Origin of the sequence: Candidatus Pelagibacter sp. IMCC9063 (genome assembly GCF_000195085.1) — a bacterium.
Taxonomy (GTDB): Bacteria; Pseudomonadota; Alphaproteobacteria; order Pelagibacterales; family Pelagibacteraceae; genus IMCC9063.
Genome location: NC_015380.1, coordinates 1,170,791 through 1,189,155, shown reverse-complemented (window position 1 = coordinate 1,189,155; position 18,365 = coordinate 1,170,791). Strand labels below are relative to the sequence as shown.

The window sequence follows — 18,365 nt, the reverse complement described above, 5'->3', positions numbered from 1 at the left end:
TCTATTTTTGAATAGAAGTATTCGAAATGTTATTCTATTCATGATTAAAGTATTATTATGAAATTATTAAAACATTGGGATCACAATAACTGGTTATCATCCAAAAAATACATTGATGCTTTCTGTGTTTTTGTCTCCAAGCAAGTTCGATTCCATAAAGATATGAGAATTTTAGATATTGGCTGTGGCCGTGGTAAAATCGCAGGAGCCTTTAAGAGAAACTTTAAAGTTTTCAACAAGCCAATAGGAATTGATATTATCAAACATTCAGACAAAGACAAAAATATCAAATTTAAAAAAATAGATATTTTTAGTTATTTGGAAAAAAATAAGAATTCTTTTGATCTTATTCTTATCAAGCAAACTATTCATTTTTTTAACCCCACCCAAATTAAAAAATTATTAAGACTTTGTAAAAACAACCTGTCTTCTAATGGGGTAATACTTATTTTTAGTTTAGAAACTCATCGCAATCAAATACCCTGTTTTCCATTGATGAAATCAAGGTTACAACAAGGTTTAAAAAGAGATGTTAAACTTCAAAAAATAATAACAAAGTCTCTATCTGGGTTAACCAAAAATAAATTTCACTTTCCTGTTAAAATTAGAAGAGGCAAATATATTGACATGATTAAGAAGCGATATATCTCCTGCCTTTTAGACCTTAGCCAAGACGAAATTGATCAAGGGGTACAAGAGTTTAAGCATCAGCACAAAGCTACCATAGCATTTAAAGACACCTTAACTTGCATGAAGTATATTTAGGCATGACTCAATATGATGTAATTATCCTTGGCGCAGGCGCTGCAGGTTTAATGAGTGCGATCGAAGCAGGCAAAAGAGGAAGAAGTGTTTTGGTCATAGATCATGCCAAAAAGATTGGAGAAAAAATTCGTATCTCGGGTGGGGGACGATGTAATTTTACCAATATTCACACCCACGCTAATAAATTTATTTCAAAGAATCCTAATTTTGTAAAATCGGCTTTAAGCCAATACACGGCAGACGACTTTATTGATTTGATTAAGAAACATAAAATTGCCTTTCATGAAAAAAAATTAGGACAATTATTTTGTGATGACAGTGCCCAACAAATTATCGATATGCTATTGCTAGAATGTGAAAAAGCCAAGGTTACTATACTAAAAGATACTAAGATTACAAACGCAGGCAAGCAAGAGGAGCAATACTTTGTGGAATACAATTTGAAGAAACATTTTTGCCATTCTCTAATAGTTGCAACGGGAGGTTTATCTATTCCTAAAATCGGCGCTAGTAAATTTGGTTACGATCTAGCAGAGCAGTTTGGTATGAATATCATCGAACCTTTACCAGCACTGGTTCCTTTAACATTCACAGAAAAATTATTAAATATGTGTAAAGAATTAAGTGGTCTATCCGTAGAGGCTGCAGTTTCTTTTAAAAAAACATTGTTTGAAGAGGGAATGTTATTTACTCACCGAGGACTAAGTGGACCTTCGATATTACAAATTTCTTCTTATTGGACATTGGGAGAAAAGATAAGGATCAATCTTGCTCCAAAAGCCAATATATTTTCTTTATTACAGAATGCTAAAACAAACTATCCCACTCAGGACATTCAAAGCAGTATATCAGAGATACTTCCTAAACGATTAGCTCAGATGATTTGTAAAGAGCAGGGTGTGAGTGGACATATATGTGAACTATCCAACAAGGTGTTACAACAGTTAAGCGATTCCATTAACGCTTGGACAGTGAACCCCACAGGTTCAGAAGGTTACCGAACAGCCGAAGTTACCTTGGGAGGAGTAGATACGAATGAAATCTCTTCTAAGACCATGATGTCGTTAAAGTACCCTGGGTTATTTTTTATAGGTGAGGTTATGGATGTAACTGGCCACTTAGGCGGATACAATTTTCAGTGGGCCTGGTCTTCAGGCTATGTAGCAGGACAGTACGCTTAATTGATTAATCTGAATCTTTTTTAACCACCACTTTTTCTTTTGTATTGGTCGAACTACTTCCTGTTCTCTTTTTAAAAAACTTCTTTTTACGAAACTTTTTTTTATGAAAAGTTTTTTTACCAGGCTTATCATCAGAATCAGAAGTGTCCTTATGGAAGGCTTTTTCTTTATTGAATGGCTCTTCAATAGCCACTTCTTCTTCATTCTTTAACTCTTCCAGTTCTTTTTTCTTACTGTCTTTAAAAGATATTTTAAAGTCTTCAGATAAAAAATCAGGATTAGCATTAAATTTTATTTTAAATTTAAATTTTTTCTCAAAAAAGTCTATTTCATCCTTCATATTGGCTTGAATAAAATCGATAATTTTCTTAGGAAGATCCACATCTACTGTTTTTACTTTTGGGATAGAAAATATTTTTTCTTCTATAAGCTTTAGTATCTTTTGAGAAAAGGATTCAACACTTAGTATTGTTTTCCATTGAATAGAGCTTTCCCGCAATCTTTGTCTGGTCATCTCAAGAAGGCCAAAATTACTTATTTTTCCCACCTGAACTCTAGCTTTATCGTTTCGTAATGCTTCTTTTAATTTTTTTTCAACTAACCTTCGATTAGAATAGTTTTCCATATCAATAAAATCGATTACAATTAAACCAGCCAAGTCTCTAAGTTTTGCCTGTCTTGCAATTTCAACAGCAGCTTCGATATTGGTATTCAAGGCTGTTTTTTCAATATTTCGTTCCTTAGTAGATCTTCCAGAGTTAATATCGATCGCAACCAAAGCTTCGGTAGGATTGATGATTAAATAACCGCCTGATTTTAAATTAATTCTTGGTTCAAAAATTTGATTAAGATATTTTTCTATTTCCTTGGAGTGGAATAAGGGAATTTTACCTTTGTATTTTTTTATTTTTTTTACCTGATCTTTGGCAATAATCTCAGCATATTTTTTTGCTTTATCAAAACCTTTTGCTCCATCAACGGTCACTTCCTTTATGTCATTGCTAAAAAAATCTCTGATTGTTCTGTAAATAACATCTCCTTCTTCATGAATCATAGTTGGAGCATTGGACGTTAAAGTTTTTTCTTTTATCTCCTCCCATATCTGAACCAGTACATCTAAATCATTTTTAATTTCATTTTGAGTTTTTTTGGCACCAGCAGTTCGCACAATCAAACCCATTGTTTCCGGTATGGTTAATTCTTTAATAATGCCTCTGATATTTTTTCTATCTTGAGAATTAAAAATTTTTCTAGAAATACCCCCGCCTTTGGCAGTGTTTGGCATAAGTACTATATATTTTCCAGCCAGAGATAAGAAAGTAGTAAGAGCAGCTCCTTTTTTTCCACGCTCTTCTTTTACAATTTGAAGAAGTATTATTTGCCCAGGTTTGATTACTTCTTGGATTCTATATCTTTTAAATTTCTTCTTAGCTCTAATATCGCTGATTTTTTTTTCGTAAGAATTCTTTTCTAACTCAGGACTCTCTATTTCAGAGCTGTCTTCCCTGTCTTCAGAATTTTTTAAATCCTCATCTGGTGTACTTTCAATAGAATTGTCTTCAGAATCATCACTTTCAGATTCGTTGGACGAATTAGAATCTTCGGGACTAAGTTCATTAGTTTCTTCTTCTAGTTCTTTCCTTAATTCTTCTTCTTCTTTAAGAATTAGCTCTTTGTCAGCTAGAGGTATTTGATAATACTGAGTTTGAATGTCATTAAATGCTAAAAAGCCATGACGCTCATTTCCAAAATCAACAAAAGCTGCCTGTAAAGAAGGCTCTATTCTACTTATTCGGCCTAGGAATATATTTCCCTTAAGCTGTTTCTTTTGCTCATTTTCATACTCATACTCTTCAACTCCGTTATCAGATTTGATAGCAACTCTCGTTTGTTTCTCTTGAGAAGCATCAATAAGAATCTCTTTTTCCATGTTATTAATTTCCAGTTTGTGTTGTTTAAAATAATTTTCATAAAAAACTTTTTAATATTCAATCTTTAGATAATATTGTATTTGCTCACTTTTGAAAGAAGTAATAGTTAAAAGATATAAATAGATCAAAAAAATGACAATTTTTAATGATTTAAGAAAACCATGGGTCAAATGATTAAAACTTTAATATTAAGTATTTTATCAATTGCTTTTTTAGGTTTTTTAACAGCCTTTTTGATCTTGTGGTATTTTTCCAACGATTTACCGAATTATCGTTTTTTAGAAACTTACAAACCTGCAGTATCTAGTAAAATTTATAATAATAATGGCGACATAGCTGCTGACTTTGCAGTTCAAAAAAGAACCTTTGTTAGTATTGATGAAATTCCAAATTTTGTAATTAATGCTTTCTTATCCGCAGAAGATAAAAACTTTTTTAATCACCCTGGAATCGACGCTAGAGGCATAACTAGAGCTGTCTTTAATAATCTTCAAAATATTATTAGTGGAAAAAGATTGGAGGGTGCTTCTACCATTACCCAACAAGTAGCAAAAAATTTTTTACTCACTTCAGATGTCTCGCTCTCACGAAAAGTAAAAGAAGCAATTTTAGCATTTAGAATTGAAAAATATTTAAGTAAAAAAAGAATTTTAGAGCTTTATCTTAATGAAATTTATCTTGGCGAAAGAGCTTATGGAATAGCTTCTGCAAGTATGGTTTATTTTGACAAGTCATTAAAAGAACTGAGCGTATCTGAAGCAGCATTGTTAGCCACCCTTCCAAAGGCTCCAAGTACCTACAATCCCTATCGAAATCTAAACACCACTTTAAAAAGAAAAGACTGGGTATTAGCAAGAATGCTAGAAAATAATTTTTTAAGCAAAAACGGTTATGAAAAAGAAATTAAAAAGAAAATTGTTTTAAAAAAAAGAAAGTTGAATTTTTACAATGAGTCCCTTTTTTTTACAGAAGAAGTGAGGCGTTTTTTGTTTGAAAAATATGGTGAAGATGTTCTTTATAAACAAGGACTATACGTCAAAACTTCATTGGATAATAACCTTCAATCGATAGCAACTGCAGCATTGAGAAAGCATGTCCGGCTTTACGACAGAAGACACGGTTGGAGAGGACCTATAAGAAATGTAAAGACAGCCGATAACTGGAAGAAAAGTATTAATTTAAAAAAATATGATAAATTAAGCGATTGGAGGGTAGCTATAGTTACCGATGTCCAGGAATCCTTTGCCGAAATAGAAACTTCAGACAAGACTCTAGCAAAAATTAATCTACAGAATCTCAAATGGGCACGACAACATATTAATACTACAGCTCTTGGACCAGCTATTGCAAATGTAAATCAAGTTTTGAAAATTAATGATTTGATATGGGTTGAGAAAAATAAGAAAAATAACGATTGGTACTTGAGACAAATTCCAGAAGTAAATGGATCGGTAATTATTTTAAATCCTTGGAACGGACGAATTTATGCAATGGTTGGAGGGTATAGTTTTGATTTAAGTCAATTTAATAGAGCAACACAGGCAAAAAGACAGCCTGGATCAGCTCTTAAACCTTTTGTTTATGCAGCAGCCCTTGAAAATGGATATCAACCCAATAGTTTTCTTTTAGATGCTCCTTACATTTCGCAACAAACCAAAAGCCAAGCAAAATGGAAACCATCTAACTATGGAAACAGATTTTATGGGATGGGCACTCTTAGATCTGGAGTAGAAAAGTCACGAAATCTTATGACTATTCGTTTAGCGCAATCGGTTGGAAATAAAAAAATTTTGGACCTAACTAAAAAATTAAAAATTTATGAAAATCCAGATAATTTACTTTCTTTTTCATTAGGAGCTGGTGAAACTACTTTGTTAAATCTCACTAATGCCTACGGAGCATTTGTGAATGGTGGAACTATGCCACGTCCATCTTTGGTTGATTTAATACAAGATCAAAATGGAAAAACGATCTATAAAAAAGAAAGCTATCAATGCAATGGATGTGACCAAATTTCTATTAATAAGGAAGAATATCCAAGAGTAGAAAATACAGAAAGTAGAATTTTAAGCGAAGCATCTTCTTATCAGTCAGTTTCAATCTTAGAAGGGGTTGTGGACAGAGGTACCGGAAAAAGAATGAGAGCTTTGCAAATTCCACTCGCTGGGAAGACAGGTACAACTAATGAAAATATGGATGCCTGGTTTATTGGGTTTACACCAGATTTGGTGATTGGTACGTACGTTGGTTTTGATAATCCCAAAACATTAGGAAAGTTTGAAACGGGTGCTAAGGCCGCCTTGCCTATATTTCAAGATATTGTGCAAAATTTACCCAAAAAAAATATTTCCTCTTTTTTTAAAATTCCACCATCTGTGAACTTAGCTCCTATTAATATAAAGTCTGGATTGAGCGATAAAAAACAAAAAAACAATACTTTTTTAGAGGCGTTTAAATTAAATGAATTTCCTAAAGACAAACATATAGATTTAAATAAAAAACTAAGTACAGTTTATTAATTATGTTCGAGCAAAAAAAAATTATTTTGAGTTTAGAAGATTCTTTATCTAAGATATGGAGTTATCTTTGACAAAATTCACTGTATTAAGAAAATAGAAGAAATTGAAATTGAAATAAGTAAGCCTGATTTTTGGAATGATAATCAGAACGCTCAATTGGTTATTAAAGAGAAAAACCACCTTGAAAGAATCTTAAATGATTACAAGTCTTACAAAGAAGAGCTCACTAATATTAAGGAGTTGGTAGAATTAAATACAAAAGACAATGATGAAAATTTAACCAAAGAACTAGAGATGAGTCTAAAAAAACTTGAATTAAAAATAAGAGAGATAGAGCTCTTTTGCTTTCTCTCTAAAAAAAATGACGAGCTGGATGTATATGTGGAAATTCACGCAGGAGCTGGTGGAACAGAAAGTCAAGATTGGGCTGAAATGCTGAGGACCATGTATATAAAATGGGCTGAAAAAAAATCTTTTTCTTTTAGTTTAATCAGTGAAACAAAAGGTGAGGAAGTAGGATTTAAATCTTCCACCATTAAAATCGAAGGAAAATATGCCTATGGATTTCTTAGACATGAATCGGGAGTTCACCGATTAGTTAGAATTTCTCCTTTCGATTCTGACAAAAGACGTCACACTAGCTTTGCAAGTGTCTGGGTGTATCCTGTTGTTAATGAAAGTGTAGTGGTGGATATAAACGACAAAGATTTGAGAATAGATACCTACAGGTCTAGTGGTGCGGGAGGCCAGCACGTAAATACGACTGATAGTGCTGTGAGAATAACTCATCAACCAACTAATATTGTTGTGCAATGTCAAAACGAAAGATCGCAACACAAAAATAAAGACACTGCTATGAATATGTTAAAAGCTAGATTGTATGAGCTAGAACTTCAAAAGAAAAAAGAAGAAAGCAAGTCCGTAGAATCAAGCAAAACTGATATTGGATGGGGCCACCAAATAAGATCTTATGTACTACAACCTTATCAAATGGTAAAAGATAGCCGCACAGGATTGGAAAGAACCGACCCCGACAAAGTTTTAGATGGACATTTAAACCCTTTTTTAGAAGAGTCTTTGTATAAATTAAACTAAATTATGAAATTAATAAAATTTTTATCTTTTCTATTAGTCTTTATTTTTATTTTATTTTTAATTTCAATTAATGGATTTAGCACATCGTCACTCAATACAACTGTTAAAGGAAAAATAGAAGAGAGACTTCCTGGTAGTGTCATAAATTTTTATAATATAAAAATTTCTTTAGACCCCAGTACTTTTGCAATTAATGCAAAACTGAATGACCCAGAGTTTTCTTTTAAAAACAAAAAAATTGAAGTAATAAATGTAAGCACTCAATTAGGCTTGGTGTCTATTTTTCAAGATGAAAAGAGATTTAAATCTTCTTTTTTAGAAATAGGAAAAACAGATATGTTAACTTTACTTCCTTTGCTAAGAGGCTTTAACCCTAATGTTTATCAAACACTTTCAGAAAGAATTCTTTCTGGTACTTTAGAGGGAAGTGCAAGTATAGATTTTGAAACAAAATCTAACAATCTGTTTCAGGGAACTATCAGCGATCTTGCAGTTCAGGTGTATGAAAACGTTCTTTATGCAACCAATATAAATGCTGAATTTGAATATAATAATTCAGATTTGAATATTAAGGTCGAAAAAGGAAAATTATCTGATTTAAATATTGTAAAATCAAAGATTTCCTTAAATCACAAAGATTTAAATAATATTTTAATTAATACAAATATTTCCATCACAGGAAATGTTGATTATTTAGCTAACTTGAAAGAATTCAAAAAAATTAGCAGCGAAGTGTTTCCAGCAGGAATAGAAAAGCTAAAAGGAGATCTTGATATATCTTTGTCGATAGATCTAAAGACCGATAGTAGCTTTGTAATTCGTGATATTAAAAGCCAAAGCACAATTAAGGTAAGTGATGCTGGTTTTGATTTTTATGTAAAAAAAAAGAACGATGCTAATAGAATAATCGTTTCGCAAATTAATTTTATCACTGAATTAAAAAATAAAAATCTGAATACAAAAGGAAAATTTTTAGCAAACAATAAACCTATCTCTTTTTCTTTAGCCAACCAGTTAAATTCAAAAGATTTTAAAGCTAGTTTTTCAGGTGAGATTGATACTAATGATTTTAAGAACTATATACAAATCAAAGCCATACAAGGAGTGGTAGGATTTAAAATAGATGTGCGCCAAGCTTTAAATAAAAAAAATACTGATATTGCATTGGATTTGGAAAAATCATTGGTTCAATTGGATATAATTAATTATACAAAAAAACCAGATATTAAAGGCAATCTTAATTTTCAAATAGTTCACAAATCAAAAAATAACATTAGCATTCCTAATTTGACATACTCGAGCAAAGATACGGATGTGAAAATTCTTAACCTAATCCTCGATAAGGATTATAAAATTTATAATTTTAAATCAATGAAAGTGAGTACTGAAAATAACTCATTTACTGCAACTAAGAATAAAAAAAATATTACTACTAAAGGAAGTTCCTTGGATCTCAGGAAATTTATAAAATCTCTTGTCAAAACAAAAAAGAAAAGAAAAGCTTTATCTCCTAAATTTAATGCAAGTGTTAATGCTAAAATTAAAAATATATTGATAGGAGATGACAAATTAAATAACGCAGTTTTTTCTGGCATTATTAAAAATGGTAGTTATCAATCCTTAAATGCATTTGGTTCATTTTCTAATGCAGAAACAGCATCAATTCAAATCTCTAGAAATAAGAGAAATAATTTAGAAACTGTATTAATTTCAGATCGCTCTAGACCTTTTTTGTCAGGATTAAGTTTTGCCAATAGTTTTTCTAACGGAGCACTTAATTTCTCTTCAGAACGACTGAGCAAAGATCATTCCACTTCTAAAGTTATTTTAAATAAATTTTATGTAAAAAAAATGCCTGTTCTTGCAAATCTTTTGTCCTTAACTTCCTTCACTGGTTTGGTGGATACTTTACAAGGAAAGGGCGTTTTTTTTGACAAGTCTTACTTGGAGTTTGAAAAGAAAAATGGAGTTTTGACAATTGTAGATGCTTATGGAACCGGAGATTCTTTAGGATATATCTTAGAAGGTAAAATTAATGCCGATGGATTTGTAAGTTTTGCAGGAAGTTTGGCTCCAGCTTACGTGCTGAATAGACTAGTAAGAGGCATTCCTATTATTGGAAAAATAATCACAGGTAAGCAAGGCGACGGCGTGTTTGGTGCTAGTTTTAAAATTAAAGGTCAGCCCGGATCTTTGAAAACAACAGTCAATCCTATTAAAACATTAACACCTAGGTTTATTCAAAGATTTATTGGTCTTTTTAAAAATAAAAATTAAATAACATTTATTACGAAATGTTTTTTTTTGCCAAAAGATATCTTAATTTGTTTATTAACCACATCTGTTAAGGTTATTTTTTTCTCTTCATTAGTTTCAATAATATTATTAATTCTGTACGCACCATTCACCATATTTCTTTTGAAGTCTCCCCCAGAACTAGAAAATTGAATTTCTAACAACACATCTTTTAAAGCAATGCCTTTTTCAATTTCACTTTTTTTTATTTTTTTACTGGGAAGATCTTTTCCAGTAGAGCGTTCCTCAAAAGTAGAACGTGATGTTTCCTCAGCCTCTTGAGCAGCTTTTTTTCCATGAAGTAAAGTGGTGGCTTCATTTGCCAATAATATTTTTAGTCCATTTAATTGGTTGCCAGTGTATTGTTCGTAAGATTTAATAGTCTCCACCTCAAGTTCTGTAAAAAGATATAGGTATCTAATAACATCCCTGTCATCAGTATTTCTCCAGAACTGCCAATAGTCATAAGTACTGACCAAATCTTCGTTAAGCCAAACAGCACCATCTTCTGTCTTACCCATTTTTTTACCTTGAGCTGTTGTAATCAGTGGAGTGGTTAAACCCATCGCCTCACCTTGAATTTCTTTTCTTATAAGATCCACACCATTTACAATGTTACCCCATTGGTCTGATCCACCAATTTGTAAGAGGCAATCATTATTTTTAAATAATTCTAGATAATCATAAGCCTGTAAAATCATGTAATTAAATTCTAAAAAACTTAAAGATTGTTCACGTTCCAGTCTAGTTTTAACGCTGTCAAAAGTTAACATTCTATTGAGTGTAAAATGCTTTCCATACGTTCTTAAAAAATCAATATAGTTAAGCTTAGTGAGCCATTTTTTATTATTTACATAAACAACTTTTTCCATATTTTCTCGATCAAGAAATTTGGAAAAAATTCCTTTGATTTGTTGGATATTTTTTTCTATTTGCTCTTCTGTTAAAATCTTTCTGCTTTCTTCTTTTCCAGAGGGATCACCCACCATAGTAGTTCCACCACCCAATAAAACGATGGGTTTATGTCCAAATTTTTGAAAGAGGCGAAGGCACATGATTTGTATCAAGCTACCAACATGAAGACTAGATGCTGTGCAGTCGAAGCCTATGTAGAAAGAGATTTTTTTACTCTCAAGTAGTTTTTCCAAATAGTTTTCATTGGTACATTGAAAAAAATACCCACGATTTTTAAATTCTGTTAAAAGTTTTTTATTCATTTAATATGATGATCTCTAATAAGTTTATTATACAATATTCTACTAATTTGAAATATTTATTATGAATACAATTTATACCGCATTAGGCATGATGAGTGGGACTTCTTTTGATGGTATTGATCTTTCTATTATTGAAACTGACGGCAAAGATTATTTAAGATTAAAGAAAAATTTTTATTATCCTTATGACTCCAAGATAAAAAAGCTTTTATACAATTGTAAAAAAAAACTTAGCAATAAAGATTCTAAGACCATATTGAAATCAAGCTTATTTAAAGAAAGTTCTCGGGTTATAACTATGCTGCATGCCAAAGCTGCACATAGTATTTTACGAGTATATAAAAAAAAAGTTCACTTAGTAGGATTTCATGGAATTACCATTGATCACAATCCTAGTAAAAAGATAACAATTCAGCTTGGCGATCCTCTTTTATTAAAACAAATAATTAACTTGCCTATTGTTTTTAACTTTCGACAGAATGACCTTAAAAATGGAGGTGAAGGTGCTCCTTTGATACCAGTATATCACCGAGCTCTTGCAAAAAAAATCAAAGAAAAAAAACCAACTCTATTTATAAACGTAGGAGGCATTTCTAATTTTACCTATATCAATAAAAATAAAATGTTTGCAAGTGATATCGGACCAGGAAATTGTCTTTTAGATGAATGGATTTCCTCACATACTGGTATGCCGTATGACAAAAATGGAAAAATGTCTTCAAGTGGAATTGTAGATTTTCATTTTATAAGTAATTTTACAGATAGACTTGAGCACTCGAAAAAAAAGAACGTCTCCTACGATACTTCAGATTTTAGTATTTCAGAATTGCGAGGGTTAAGTGTGGAGGACGGCGCTGCAACTTTATCTTATTTGACTGCTCAGCTAATTGCAGATTTGATTAACAGCTACCCAAAAGTTAAAAATGTTTATTTTGGAGGAGGGGGTAGAAAAAATTTATGTCTCATGAAAGTAATTAAAAAGCTTACCAAAACAAATATTGTGGACTTGGATAAAATAGGCATAGATGGTGATTTTATTGAATCGCAAGCCTTTGCCTATCTTGCAATTAGATCTCTTTTAAAACTTCCAATTACTTTTAAGGATACTACAGGATCTAAGAAATCAGTTTCGGGTGGAGTTGTTTATCGTTTATTAAAAAAATCTTGATTCTTTTTTAATGTAAGTGTCGAGAATTTTAATAAATTCTTTATCTTTATTTAAGAAAAAATGATCTGCATTTTTAATTTCAGCAAAATCTACAGCAATTTTTTTTTGACTTGTTAGTTTTTCTTTCAAGCCTTTCATTGATTCATCAGTAACCAGTTGATCTTGGTCTCCGTGAATAACTAAACCAGAAGTTGGGCAGGGAGCCAAGAAATTAAAATCAAATATATTTGGTTGAGGAGAGATGGATACAAATCTAAAAATTTCAGGTCTTCTCATTAATAGTTGCATACAAATCAAAGCACCAAAAGAAAAACCTACCACCCAACTTTCATTAGAACTTTGATTATTTCTTTGTAAAAAATCTAAAGCTGCAGCTGCATCCGATAGTTCTCCCAGGCCATTATCAAATTTTCCCTCACTTTTTCCAACTCCTCTAGAGTTAAATCGACACACTGAAAAATTGTTTTGTAAAAAGGCATGGTAAGCGTTGTAAGTCACTCGATTGTTCATTGTACCTCCATACTCAGGATGTGGGTGCAAAATTAAAGCTATAGGAGCACTATCTTTTTTACTTTGAATATATTTTGCCTCTAATTTGCCATCAGGGCCATTTATAAATATCTCTGCGTTATTATACTTCATTAGATGTAATTGAATAAATTAGAAAAATGCTTATATCATAACTATAGTATTAATAAGGTAAAAAATATCTTATAATTCATAGGCAATTAAGCCTTAGCTAACAGGAAATGTTAAATTAATGAGTAACGGTCAAGAGTTTATAAATAATTACAATCAGGGCACTGAGTATGCCCAAGGTTTTGTAACTGATGTTGAAACGATAGATGTTCCTAAGGGACTATCTGAAGAAGTAGTTAAATTTATTTCTAAACAAAAAAAAGAACCAAAGTGGATGCTTGATTGGAGACTGAAAGCATTCGAAAGACTTCAATCCATGAAAGAGCCAGATTGGCAAAAACCAAAATACCCAAAAATTGATTATCAAGATCTTTATTATTATTCAGCCCCTAAAAGTCTGCAAGATCAACCCAAATCCCTAGATGAGATTGATCCAGAAATTAGAAAAACGTATGACAAGTTGGGAATACCTTTGTTAGAACAAAAAAAATTATCAGGTATTGCCGTTGATGCTGTATTTGATTCAGTTTCTGTAGCAACTACTTTTAAAGAAAAGCTAGGAGAAATCGGAGTTATTTTCTGTTCCATTTCAGAAGCTACTAGGGAGCATCCAGAGCTTGTAAAAAAATATCTAGGTTCAGTTATCCCTATGTCAGATCATTTCTTTGCAACTTTAAATTCGGCTGTATTTACAGATGGATCGTTTGTTTACATACCACCAGGAGTTCGTTGTCCCATGGAACTATCTACTTATTTTAGAATTAATGCTTCCAATACAGGACAGTTTGAAAGAACTTTAATTATTGCTGATAAGGGTAGTTATGTAAGTTATTTAGAAGGCTGTACCGCCCCCATGAGAGATGAAAATCAACTTCATGCTGCTAACGTAGAGTTGGTTGCCTTAGATGATGCAGAAATAAAATATTCAACAGTACAAAATTGGTATCCAGGTGACAAAGATGGAAAAGGTGGAATCTATAATTTTGTAACTAAAAGAGGTGCTTGCCGAGGAAAGAACTCTAAAATTTCTTGGACTCAAGTAGAAACTGGTTCTGCAATCACATGGAAATACCCAAGTTGTATTTTGCAAGGGGATAACTCCCAAGGAGAATTTTATTCAGTTGCCATTACTAATAATTATCAAAAAGCAGATACTGGAACCAAAATGATTCATTTAGGAAAAAATACTAGAAGTAAAATAATTTCTAAAGGTATATCCGCAGGTCATGCTGACAATACGTACCGAGGAATGGTTAGTATTCATCCAAAGGCTACCGGCGCAAAAAACTTTACACAGTGTGATTCATTATTAGTTGGTAACAAATGTGGAGCTCATACTATTCCCTACATTGAAAATAAAAATGCTTCTTCAGAAATTGAACATGAGGCAACTACCTCAAAAATTAGTGAGGACCAATTATTTTATTGCAGACAAAGAGGACTAAACCAAGAGGAAGCTGTTAGTTTGATTGTTAATGGTTTCTGCAAAGAAGTTTTGCAACAATTACCTATGGAATTTGCAGTGGAAGCTCAGAAATTGGTTGGCATAAGTTTGGAGGGAAGTGTTGGTTAATGATTGAAATAACAAATTTAAAAGCTGGTGTAGATGAAAAAGAGATACTTAAAGGCCTAAATCTTAGTATTGGAAAAGGAGAAGTGCATGCAATCATGGGACCTAATGGTTCTGGCAAAAGCACCCTATCTTATGCTCTTTCTGGCAAGGAAGGCTACAATGTTTCAGGAGAAATCAAGTTTAATAAAAAAAATTTATTAGAGCTGAATACAGAGGAAAGAGCCCAAGAAGGTGTCTTTTTAGCCTTGCAATATCCAACAGAAATACCTGGGGTGTTTACTAAAAATTTTTTAAGAACCTCCCTAAACTCCATTAGAAAAGCTAACGGAAAATCAGAGCTTAATGCAATAGAATTTTTGAAGATTCTTAAAGAAAAATCTACAGAGCTAAAGATAGACGATGAAATGCTCGCTCGACCTTTGAATGTCGGTTTCTCTGGAGGAGAGAAAAAAAGAAACGAAATATTACAAATGTCGTTGTTAGAACCAAGCTTTATTATTATGGACGAGACAGATTCAGGGCTAGATATCGATGCATTAAAAATTGTATCAAACGGAGTAAATACATTAAGAGATCCTGATAGATCTTTTTTAATTATTACTCATTACCAAAGACTTTTAAATTATATTAAACCTGACTTTGTTCATGTTTTGTCTGATGGAAAAATAGTTAAAACTGGAGATTGGAAGCTAGCATTGGATCTTGAAAAAGAGGGTTATGGGCAGTTTATCAATTAAATGGAAAACTACGAAAACATTAAAGTAAATTTCGATTCTTTCATCCAGTCCCTAGAAAGCAATCCAGATGATATTGAGTTTAGAAAAAAATCATTTAATCATTTTTTAACCAATGGCTTTCCAAAAGCTAAAGATGAACAATGGAAGTACTCTCCTTTAACAAAAGATTTAAATAAATTTCTTAGTGTGGAATTTGGTAAATCTGCAGAACAAAATTTCCCTGAAGAATTAAAAGAAAATTACGATCACTATCCCATTATTTTTATAGATGGAAATTTGCAGCTAGATAACGTTCAAGAAAACGGACTTAAAATTGTAAAAAATGAAAAATTTTTAAAATCAGTAAAAAAAGAAGGTACAAATCCTGTTTTAAATTTTACCAATGCCTTCGCAGACGAGGGATACTTAATAGAAGTTGAGCCAAATACTGCAATATCAAAGCCGATTGTTGTCTATAATTTTTATTCTAACAATTTTTCCTCCAGCTTTGTTAGTGCAAAAAATTTTATTCTTATTAATGAGAGTAGTGAAATTACAATTTTTGAAAAAAATATTTATAATTCTGATCAAGAATACTTGATCACATCAAATACAGAAGTGTTTTTAGCAAAAAACTCTAAATTAAAAAAATACAATGTTAATGAAGAGAATAAACATTCTACGATTTTTAATTTCACTAAAGCAAATCTAGACGAAGGTTCTGAGTTAGAGCATTTCACTTTTTCCAAAAATATCAATTCATGTCGAGATGAAACTATTGTAAATTTAAATGGAAAAAACTCCTTTGCTTCTGTAAGTGGAATTCAGTCATTGTTAGATAACAACAACCATGAAATTAAATTAATCATTAACCACAATGAAGAATTCACAGAAAGCTCGCAGTTCATAAAGTCTGCTTTGCACGATTCTTCCACAGCAGCATTTCAAGGAAAGATATTTGTAGATTCTCAAGCTCAAAAAACAGATGGATATCAACTATCTAGAGCTCTTTTATTGTCCGATAAAGCAAGATTTTTTTCTAAGCCAGAATTAGAAATTTATGCAGATGATGTAAAATGTTCTCATGGCTCATCTTCTGGAAGTATTGATAGTGAATCTATTTTTTATTTAAGATCAAGAGGTATTGATGAAACAGATGCAAAAGAAATGATGATTAAAGGTTTTTTGGCCGAAGTAATTGACAAACTTAAAGACGATCGTTTTAAAAAAATCTTTTTTACAAAATTAGGACACGATGCAGAAAATGTTTAAAGATATTAAAAATCAATTTCCCATTTTTAAAAACAAAACTAATGGTAAAGACCTGGTTTATTTAGATAGTGCCAATTCCTCTCAAAAACCACAATCTGTAATTGATGCAGTTAGTAATTTTTATAGCAATGAATTTGCAAATGTCGGTAGGGGAATTTATTCGCTTGCAGTTAATGCATCTGAAAAATATGAATTAACAAGAACCAATTTAAAATCTTTTGTGGGTGCTAGTGATGACTATGAAATAGTATTTACCAAAAATGCTACAGAGTCCTTGAATTTAGTTGCTACCTGTTTTGCAGAAAAATTCATCAAAGATGGAGATGAAATTATTTTAACTGAACTCGAGCATCATGCCAATTATGTTCCTTGGCACTTTCTTAGAAAAAGAAAAAATGTTGTTATTAAGTTTTTGCCGATTAATGAACAGGGTGATTTAAAAGTAGAAGAATTAGAGAAATTAATTACACCTAAAACAAAGATTATTAGTGTTACGCACATGTCTAATGTTACTGGCTCGATTACTCCTTTGGAGGAGATAGTAGCTATAGCCAAAAAACATAATATTCCCGTTTCAGTGGATGGAACACAAGGAGCTGCTCATTTAGATCTTGATATTAAAAAAATAGATTGTGATTTTTATAGTTTTTCAGGACATAAAATGTATGGCCCTACTGGCGTTGGTTTGTTGGCGATTAAATATAAATGGCTAAATGATTTTGATCCATTTATCGGAGGCGGCGGTATGATTGATTATGTATCTAAAAAAGATATTGCTTATGCAAGAGGTGTTTGGAAAATGGAAGCAGGCACCATGCCAACTGCAGAAGTTGTTGCTTTAAATGAATCTATTAATTTTATTAATAAGCTTGAAAAGAAAAATATCATTAAACATGAATTGGATCTAACTCAATTAGCTTTAGAAAAATTAAAAACAAATAATTCGGTAAAAGTTTTAACCTCTCCTAAAAATCAAGGTGGCGTTTTTTCTTTTAATATAGATAAAATTCATTCTCATGACGTATCTACCATACTTGATCAGGAAGGTATTGCAGTAAGAGGAGGACATCATTGTTGTCAAATTTTACATGATGTTCTTAATGTTAATTCTTCAGTTAGAGTTTCTTTTGGAGTTTATAATGATGAAAATGATATTGATGCTTTGTGTGAAGGAATAAAAAAGTGTCAAAAAATTTTTGAAAAAAAATAAATAATGTCTGTAAAAAACCTCTATCAAGACCTTGTTCTTGATCATGGTAACAACCCTAGAAATAATAAAAAGTTAGATTATTTTAATAGAAATAAAGAGATTTTTAACCCTATGTGTGGAGACAGAACACACATATTTATGAAATTAAATGACAACTCAACCATTGAAGAAATAAGCTTTATGGGAGAGGGGTGCGCTATATGCATTGCCTCAAGCTCAATTATGACTGAAATTTTGAAATATAAATCAGAAAAAAGCGCTTTTTTACTAATTCATTCTTTTATGAAATTTATTGAGAAGGCAGATGAGACGGCCTTATCTGGCATAAATGAATCTGAAGCAGCAAAATTAAGCTCTTTTATTTCTGTAGCTAAATTTCCAATGAGAGTGAAATGTGCTACACTAGCATGGATTGCTGCAGAGTCGGCATTACACAATAAAACTAAAAAAATTAACGCATAAGAAATATACAATGGACGCAAATCATTCAGCACTGATGGACAAAATAGTTGAAAAACTTAAATCGGTTTATGATCCAGAAATACCAGTGGATATTTATGAGCTGGGACTAATTTATGATGTCCGTATTGAAGATAAGAAGGTATCTATGGACATGACGCTTACTAGCCCTCATTGCCCTGTTGCAGAATCGTTACCTATGGAAGTCCGAAGAGCAGTAGAAGATATTGCTGAAGTAGAAGAGGTGGAAGTAAAAATTGTTTGGGAGCCACCTTGGGACAAAACTAAAATGTCAGAATCGGCTAAACTGGAGTTGAATTTATAA

15 protein-coding genes are annotated in these 18,365 nt (G+C 31.7%); 12 read left to right on the top strand and 3 right to left on the bottom strand.

All coding sequences use genetic code 11. From position 1 onward, the window contains the following. Positions 1-57 precede the first annotated feature (57 nt). On the top strand, positions 58-765 hold the full coding sequence (locus SAR11G3_RS06330; protein WP_013695977.1) for a class I SAM-dependent methyltransferase: 708 nt from the start codon (positions 58-60) through the stop codon (positions 763-765). Between the two features lie 2 nt (positions 766-767). Next, positions 768-1,946, top strand: a complete 1,179-nt coding sequence (locus tag SAR11G3_RS06325) for an NAD(P)/FAD-dependent oxidoreductase (protein ID WP_013695976.1) — start codon at positions 768-770, stop codon at positions 1,944-1,946. A 4-nt stretch (positions 1,947-1,950) separates the two neighbouring features. On the opposite strand, the gene SAR11G3_RS06320 is transcribed toward SAR11G3_RS06325, so the two are convergent. Further along, entirely contained in the window at positions 1,951-3,876 is a 1,926-nt protein-coding gene (locus SAR11G3_RS06320; RefSeq protein WP_013695975.1) for an Rne/Rng family ribonuclease, read from the bottom strand. 171 nt (positions 3,877-4,047) lie between these two features. On the opposite strand from SAR11G3_RS06320, the gene SAR11G3_RS06315 reads away from it, so the two are divergent. The 3 genes from SAR11G3_RS06315 to SAR11G3_RS06305 are packed head-to-tail and all read left to right on the top strand — an operon-like array spanning position 4,048 to position 9,768. Next, positions 4,048-6,396 carry a penicillin-binding protein 1A gene (locus SAR11G3_RS06315; protein ID WP_237697287.1) on the top strand — a complete coding sequence of 783 codons (2,349 nt, stop codon included), beginning with the start codon at positions 4,048-4,050 and terminating at the stop codon, positions 6,394-6,396. A gap of 39 nt (positions 6,397-6,435) precedes the next feature. After that, the gene (gene prfB, locus SAR11G3_RS06310) at positions 6,436-7,491 is read left to right on the top strand and encodes a peptide chain release factor 2 (RefSeq protein WP_081456298.1); all 1,056 of its coding nucleotides are present in this window, start codon (positions 6,436-6,438) and stop codon (positions 7,489-7,491) included. Between the two features lie 3 nt (positions 7,492-7,494). Next, positions 7,495-9,768 (top strand): hypothetical protein, encoded by a 2,274-nt coding sequence (locus SAR11G3_RS06305; protein WP_013695972.1) that lies wholly within the window; start codon positions 7,495-7,497, stop codon positions 9,766-9,768. Here SAR11G3_RS06305 and tyrS read toward each other — a convergent pair. Further along, the gene (gene tyrS / locus SAR11G3_RS06300) at positions 9,765-11,003 is read right to left on the bottom strand and encodes a tyrosine--tRNA ligase (RefSeq protein WP_013695971.1); all 1,239 of its coding nucleotides are present in this window, start codon (positions 11,001-11,003) and stop codon (positions 9,765-9,767) included. The two genes, SAR11G3_RS06305 and tyrS, sit on opposite strands and share 4 nt — an antisense overlap. A 61-nt stretch (positions 11,004-11,064) precedes the next feature. Between tyrS and SAR11G3_RS06295 the strand changes: the two genes are divergently transcribed. Next, complete coding sequence (locus tag SAR11G3_RS06295; protein ID WP_013695970.1) at positions 11,065-12,171, top strand: anhydro-N-acetylmuramic acid kinase; 1,107 nt, start codon at positions 11,065-11,067, stop codon at positions 12,169-12,171. Here SAR11G3_RS06295 and SAR11G3_RS06290 read toward each other — a convergent pair. Beyond that, positions 12,157-12,813: an alpha/beta hydrolase gene (locus SAR11G3_RS06290; protein WP_013695969.1), complete on the bottom strand. Its 657-nt coding sequence runs from the start codon at positions 12,811-12,813 to the stop codon at positions 12,157-12,159. The two genes, SAR11G3_RS06295 and SAR11G3_RS06290, sit on opposite strands and share 15 nt — an antisense overlap. 118 nt (positions 12,814-12,931) lie before the next feature. On the opposite strand from SAR11G3_RS06290, the gene sufB reads away from it, so the two are divergent. Genes sufB through SAR11G3_RS06260 form a run of 6 tightly spaced genes read left to right on the top strand, consistent with a single transcriptional unit; the run spans position 12,932 to position 18,365 of the window. Next, the gene (sufB, locus tag SAR11G3_RS06285) at positions 12,932-14,383 is read left to right on the top strand and encodes a Fe-S cluster assembly protein SufB (RefSeq protein WP_013695968.1); all 1,452 of its coding nucleotides are present in this window, start codon (positions 12,932-12,934) and stop codon (positions 14,381-14,383) included. Continuing rightward, positions 14,383-15,120 (top strand): Fe-S cluster assembly ATPase SufC, encoded by a 738-nt coding sequence (gene sufC, locus SAR11G3_RS06280; protein ID WP_013695967.1) that lies wholly within the window; start codon positions 14,383-14,385, stop codon positions 15,118-15,120. Before sufB ends, sufC begins: the two co-directional genes overlap by 1 nt. Continuing rightward, complete coding sequence (gene sufD / locus SAR11G3_RS06275; RefSeq protein WP_013695966.1) at positions 15,121-16,371, top strand: Fe-S cluster assembly protein SufD; 1,251 nt, start codon at positions 15,121-15,123, stop codon at positions 16,369-16,371. After that, positions 16,364-17,581, top strand: coding sequence for an aminotransferase class V-fold PLP-dependent enzyme (locus SAR11G3_RS06270; protein WP_013695965.1), 1,218 nt, complete (start codon positions 16,364-16,366; stop codon positions 17,579-17,581). Before sufD ends, SAR11G3_RS06270 begins: the two co-directional genes overlap by 8 nt. A 3-nt stretch (positions 17,582-17,584) precedes the next feature. Then, a complete protein-coding gene (gene sufU / locus SAR11G3_RS06265; RefSeq protein WP_013695964.1) occupies positions 17,585-18,043 on the top strand; it encodes a Fe-S cluster assembly sulfur transfer protein SufU in 459 nt (152 codons plus the stop codon). A 10-nt stretch (positions 18,044-18,053) separates the two neighbouring features. Continuing rightward, entirely contained in the window at positions 18,054-18,365 is a 312-nt protein-coding gene (locus tag SAR11G3_RS06260) for an iron-sulfur cluster assembly protein (protein ID WP_013695963.1), read from the top strand.

What these genes read in the sequence shown, in the direction of transcription:
- SAR11G3_RS06330 (WP_013695977.1), top strand. Translation starts at nt 58, where the DNA reads ATGAAATTATTAAAACATTGGGATCACAATAACTGGTTATCATCCAAA.
- SAR11G3_RS06325 (WP_013695976.1), top strand. Translation starts at nt 768, where the DNA reads ATGACTCAATATGATGTAATTATCCTTGGCGCAGGCGCTGCAGGTTTA.
- SAR11G3_RS06320 (WP_013695975.1), bottom strand. Translation starts at nt 3,876, where the DNA reads ATGGAAAAAGAGATTCTTATTGATGCTTCTCAAGAGAAACAAACGAGA.
- SAR11G3_RS06315 (WP_237697287.1), top strand. Translation starts at nt 4,048, where the DNA reads ATGATTAAAACTTTAATATTAAGTATTTTATCAATTGCTTTTTTAGGT.
- SAR11G3_RS06305 (WP_013695972.1), top strand. Translation starts at nt 7,495, where the DNA reads ATGAAATTAATAAAATTTTTATCTTTTCTATTAGTCTTTATTTTTATT.
- tyrS (WP_013695971.1), bottom strand. Translation starts at nt 11,003, where the DNA reads ATGAATAAAAAACTTTTAACAGAATTTAAAAATCGTGGGTATTTTTTT.
- SAR11G3_RS06295 (WP_013695970.1), top strand. Translation starts at nt 11,065, where the DNA reads ATGAATACAATTTATACCGCATTAGGCATGATGAGTGGGACTTCTTTT.
- SAR11G3_RS06290 (WP_013695969.1), bottom strand. Translation starts at nt 12,813, where the DNA reads ATGAAGTATAATAACGCAGAGATATTTATAAATGGCCCTGATGGCAAA.
- sufB (WP_013695968.1), top strand. Translation starts at nt 12,932, where the DNA reads ATGAGTAACGGTCAAGAGTTTATAAATAATTACAATCAGGGCACTGAG.
- sufC (WP_013695967.1), top strand. Translation starts at nt 14,383, where the DNA reads ATGATTGAAATAACAAATTTAAAAGCTGGTGTAGATGAAAAAGAGATA.
- sufD (WP_013695966.1), top strand. Translation starts at nt 15,121, where the DNA reads ATGGAAAACTACGAAAACATTAAAGTAAATTTCGATTCTTTCATCCAG.
- SAR11G3_RS06270 (WP_013695965.1), top strand. Translation starts at nt 16,364, where the DNA reads ATGTTTAAAGATATTAAAAATCAATTTCCCATTTTTAAAAACAAAACT.
- sufU (WP_013695964.1), top strand. Translation starts at nt 17,585, where the DNA reads ATGTCTGTAAAAAACCTCTATCAAGACCTTGTTCTTGATCATGGTAAC.
- SAR11G3_RS06260 (WP_013695963.1), top strand. Translation starts at nt 18,054, where the DNA reads ATGGACGCAAATCATTCAGCACTGATGGACAAAATAGTTGAAAAACTT.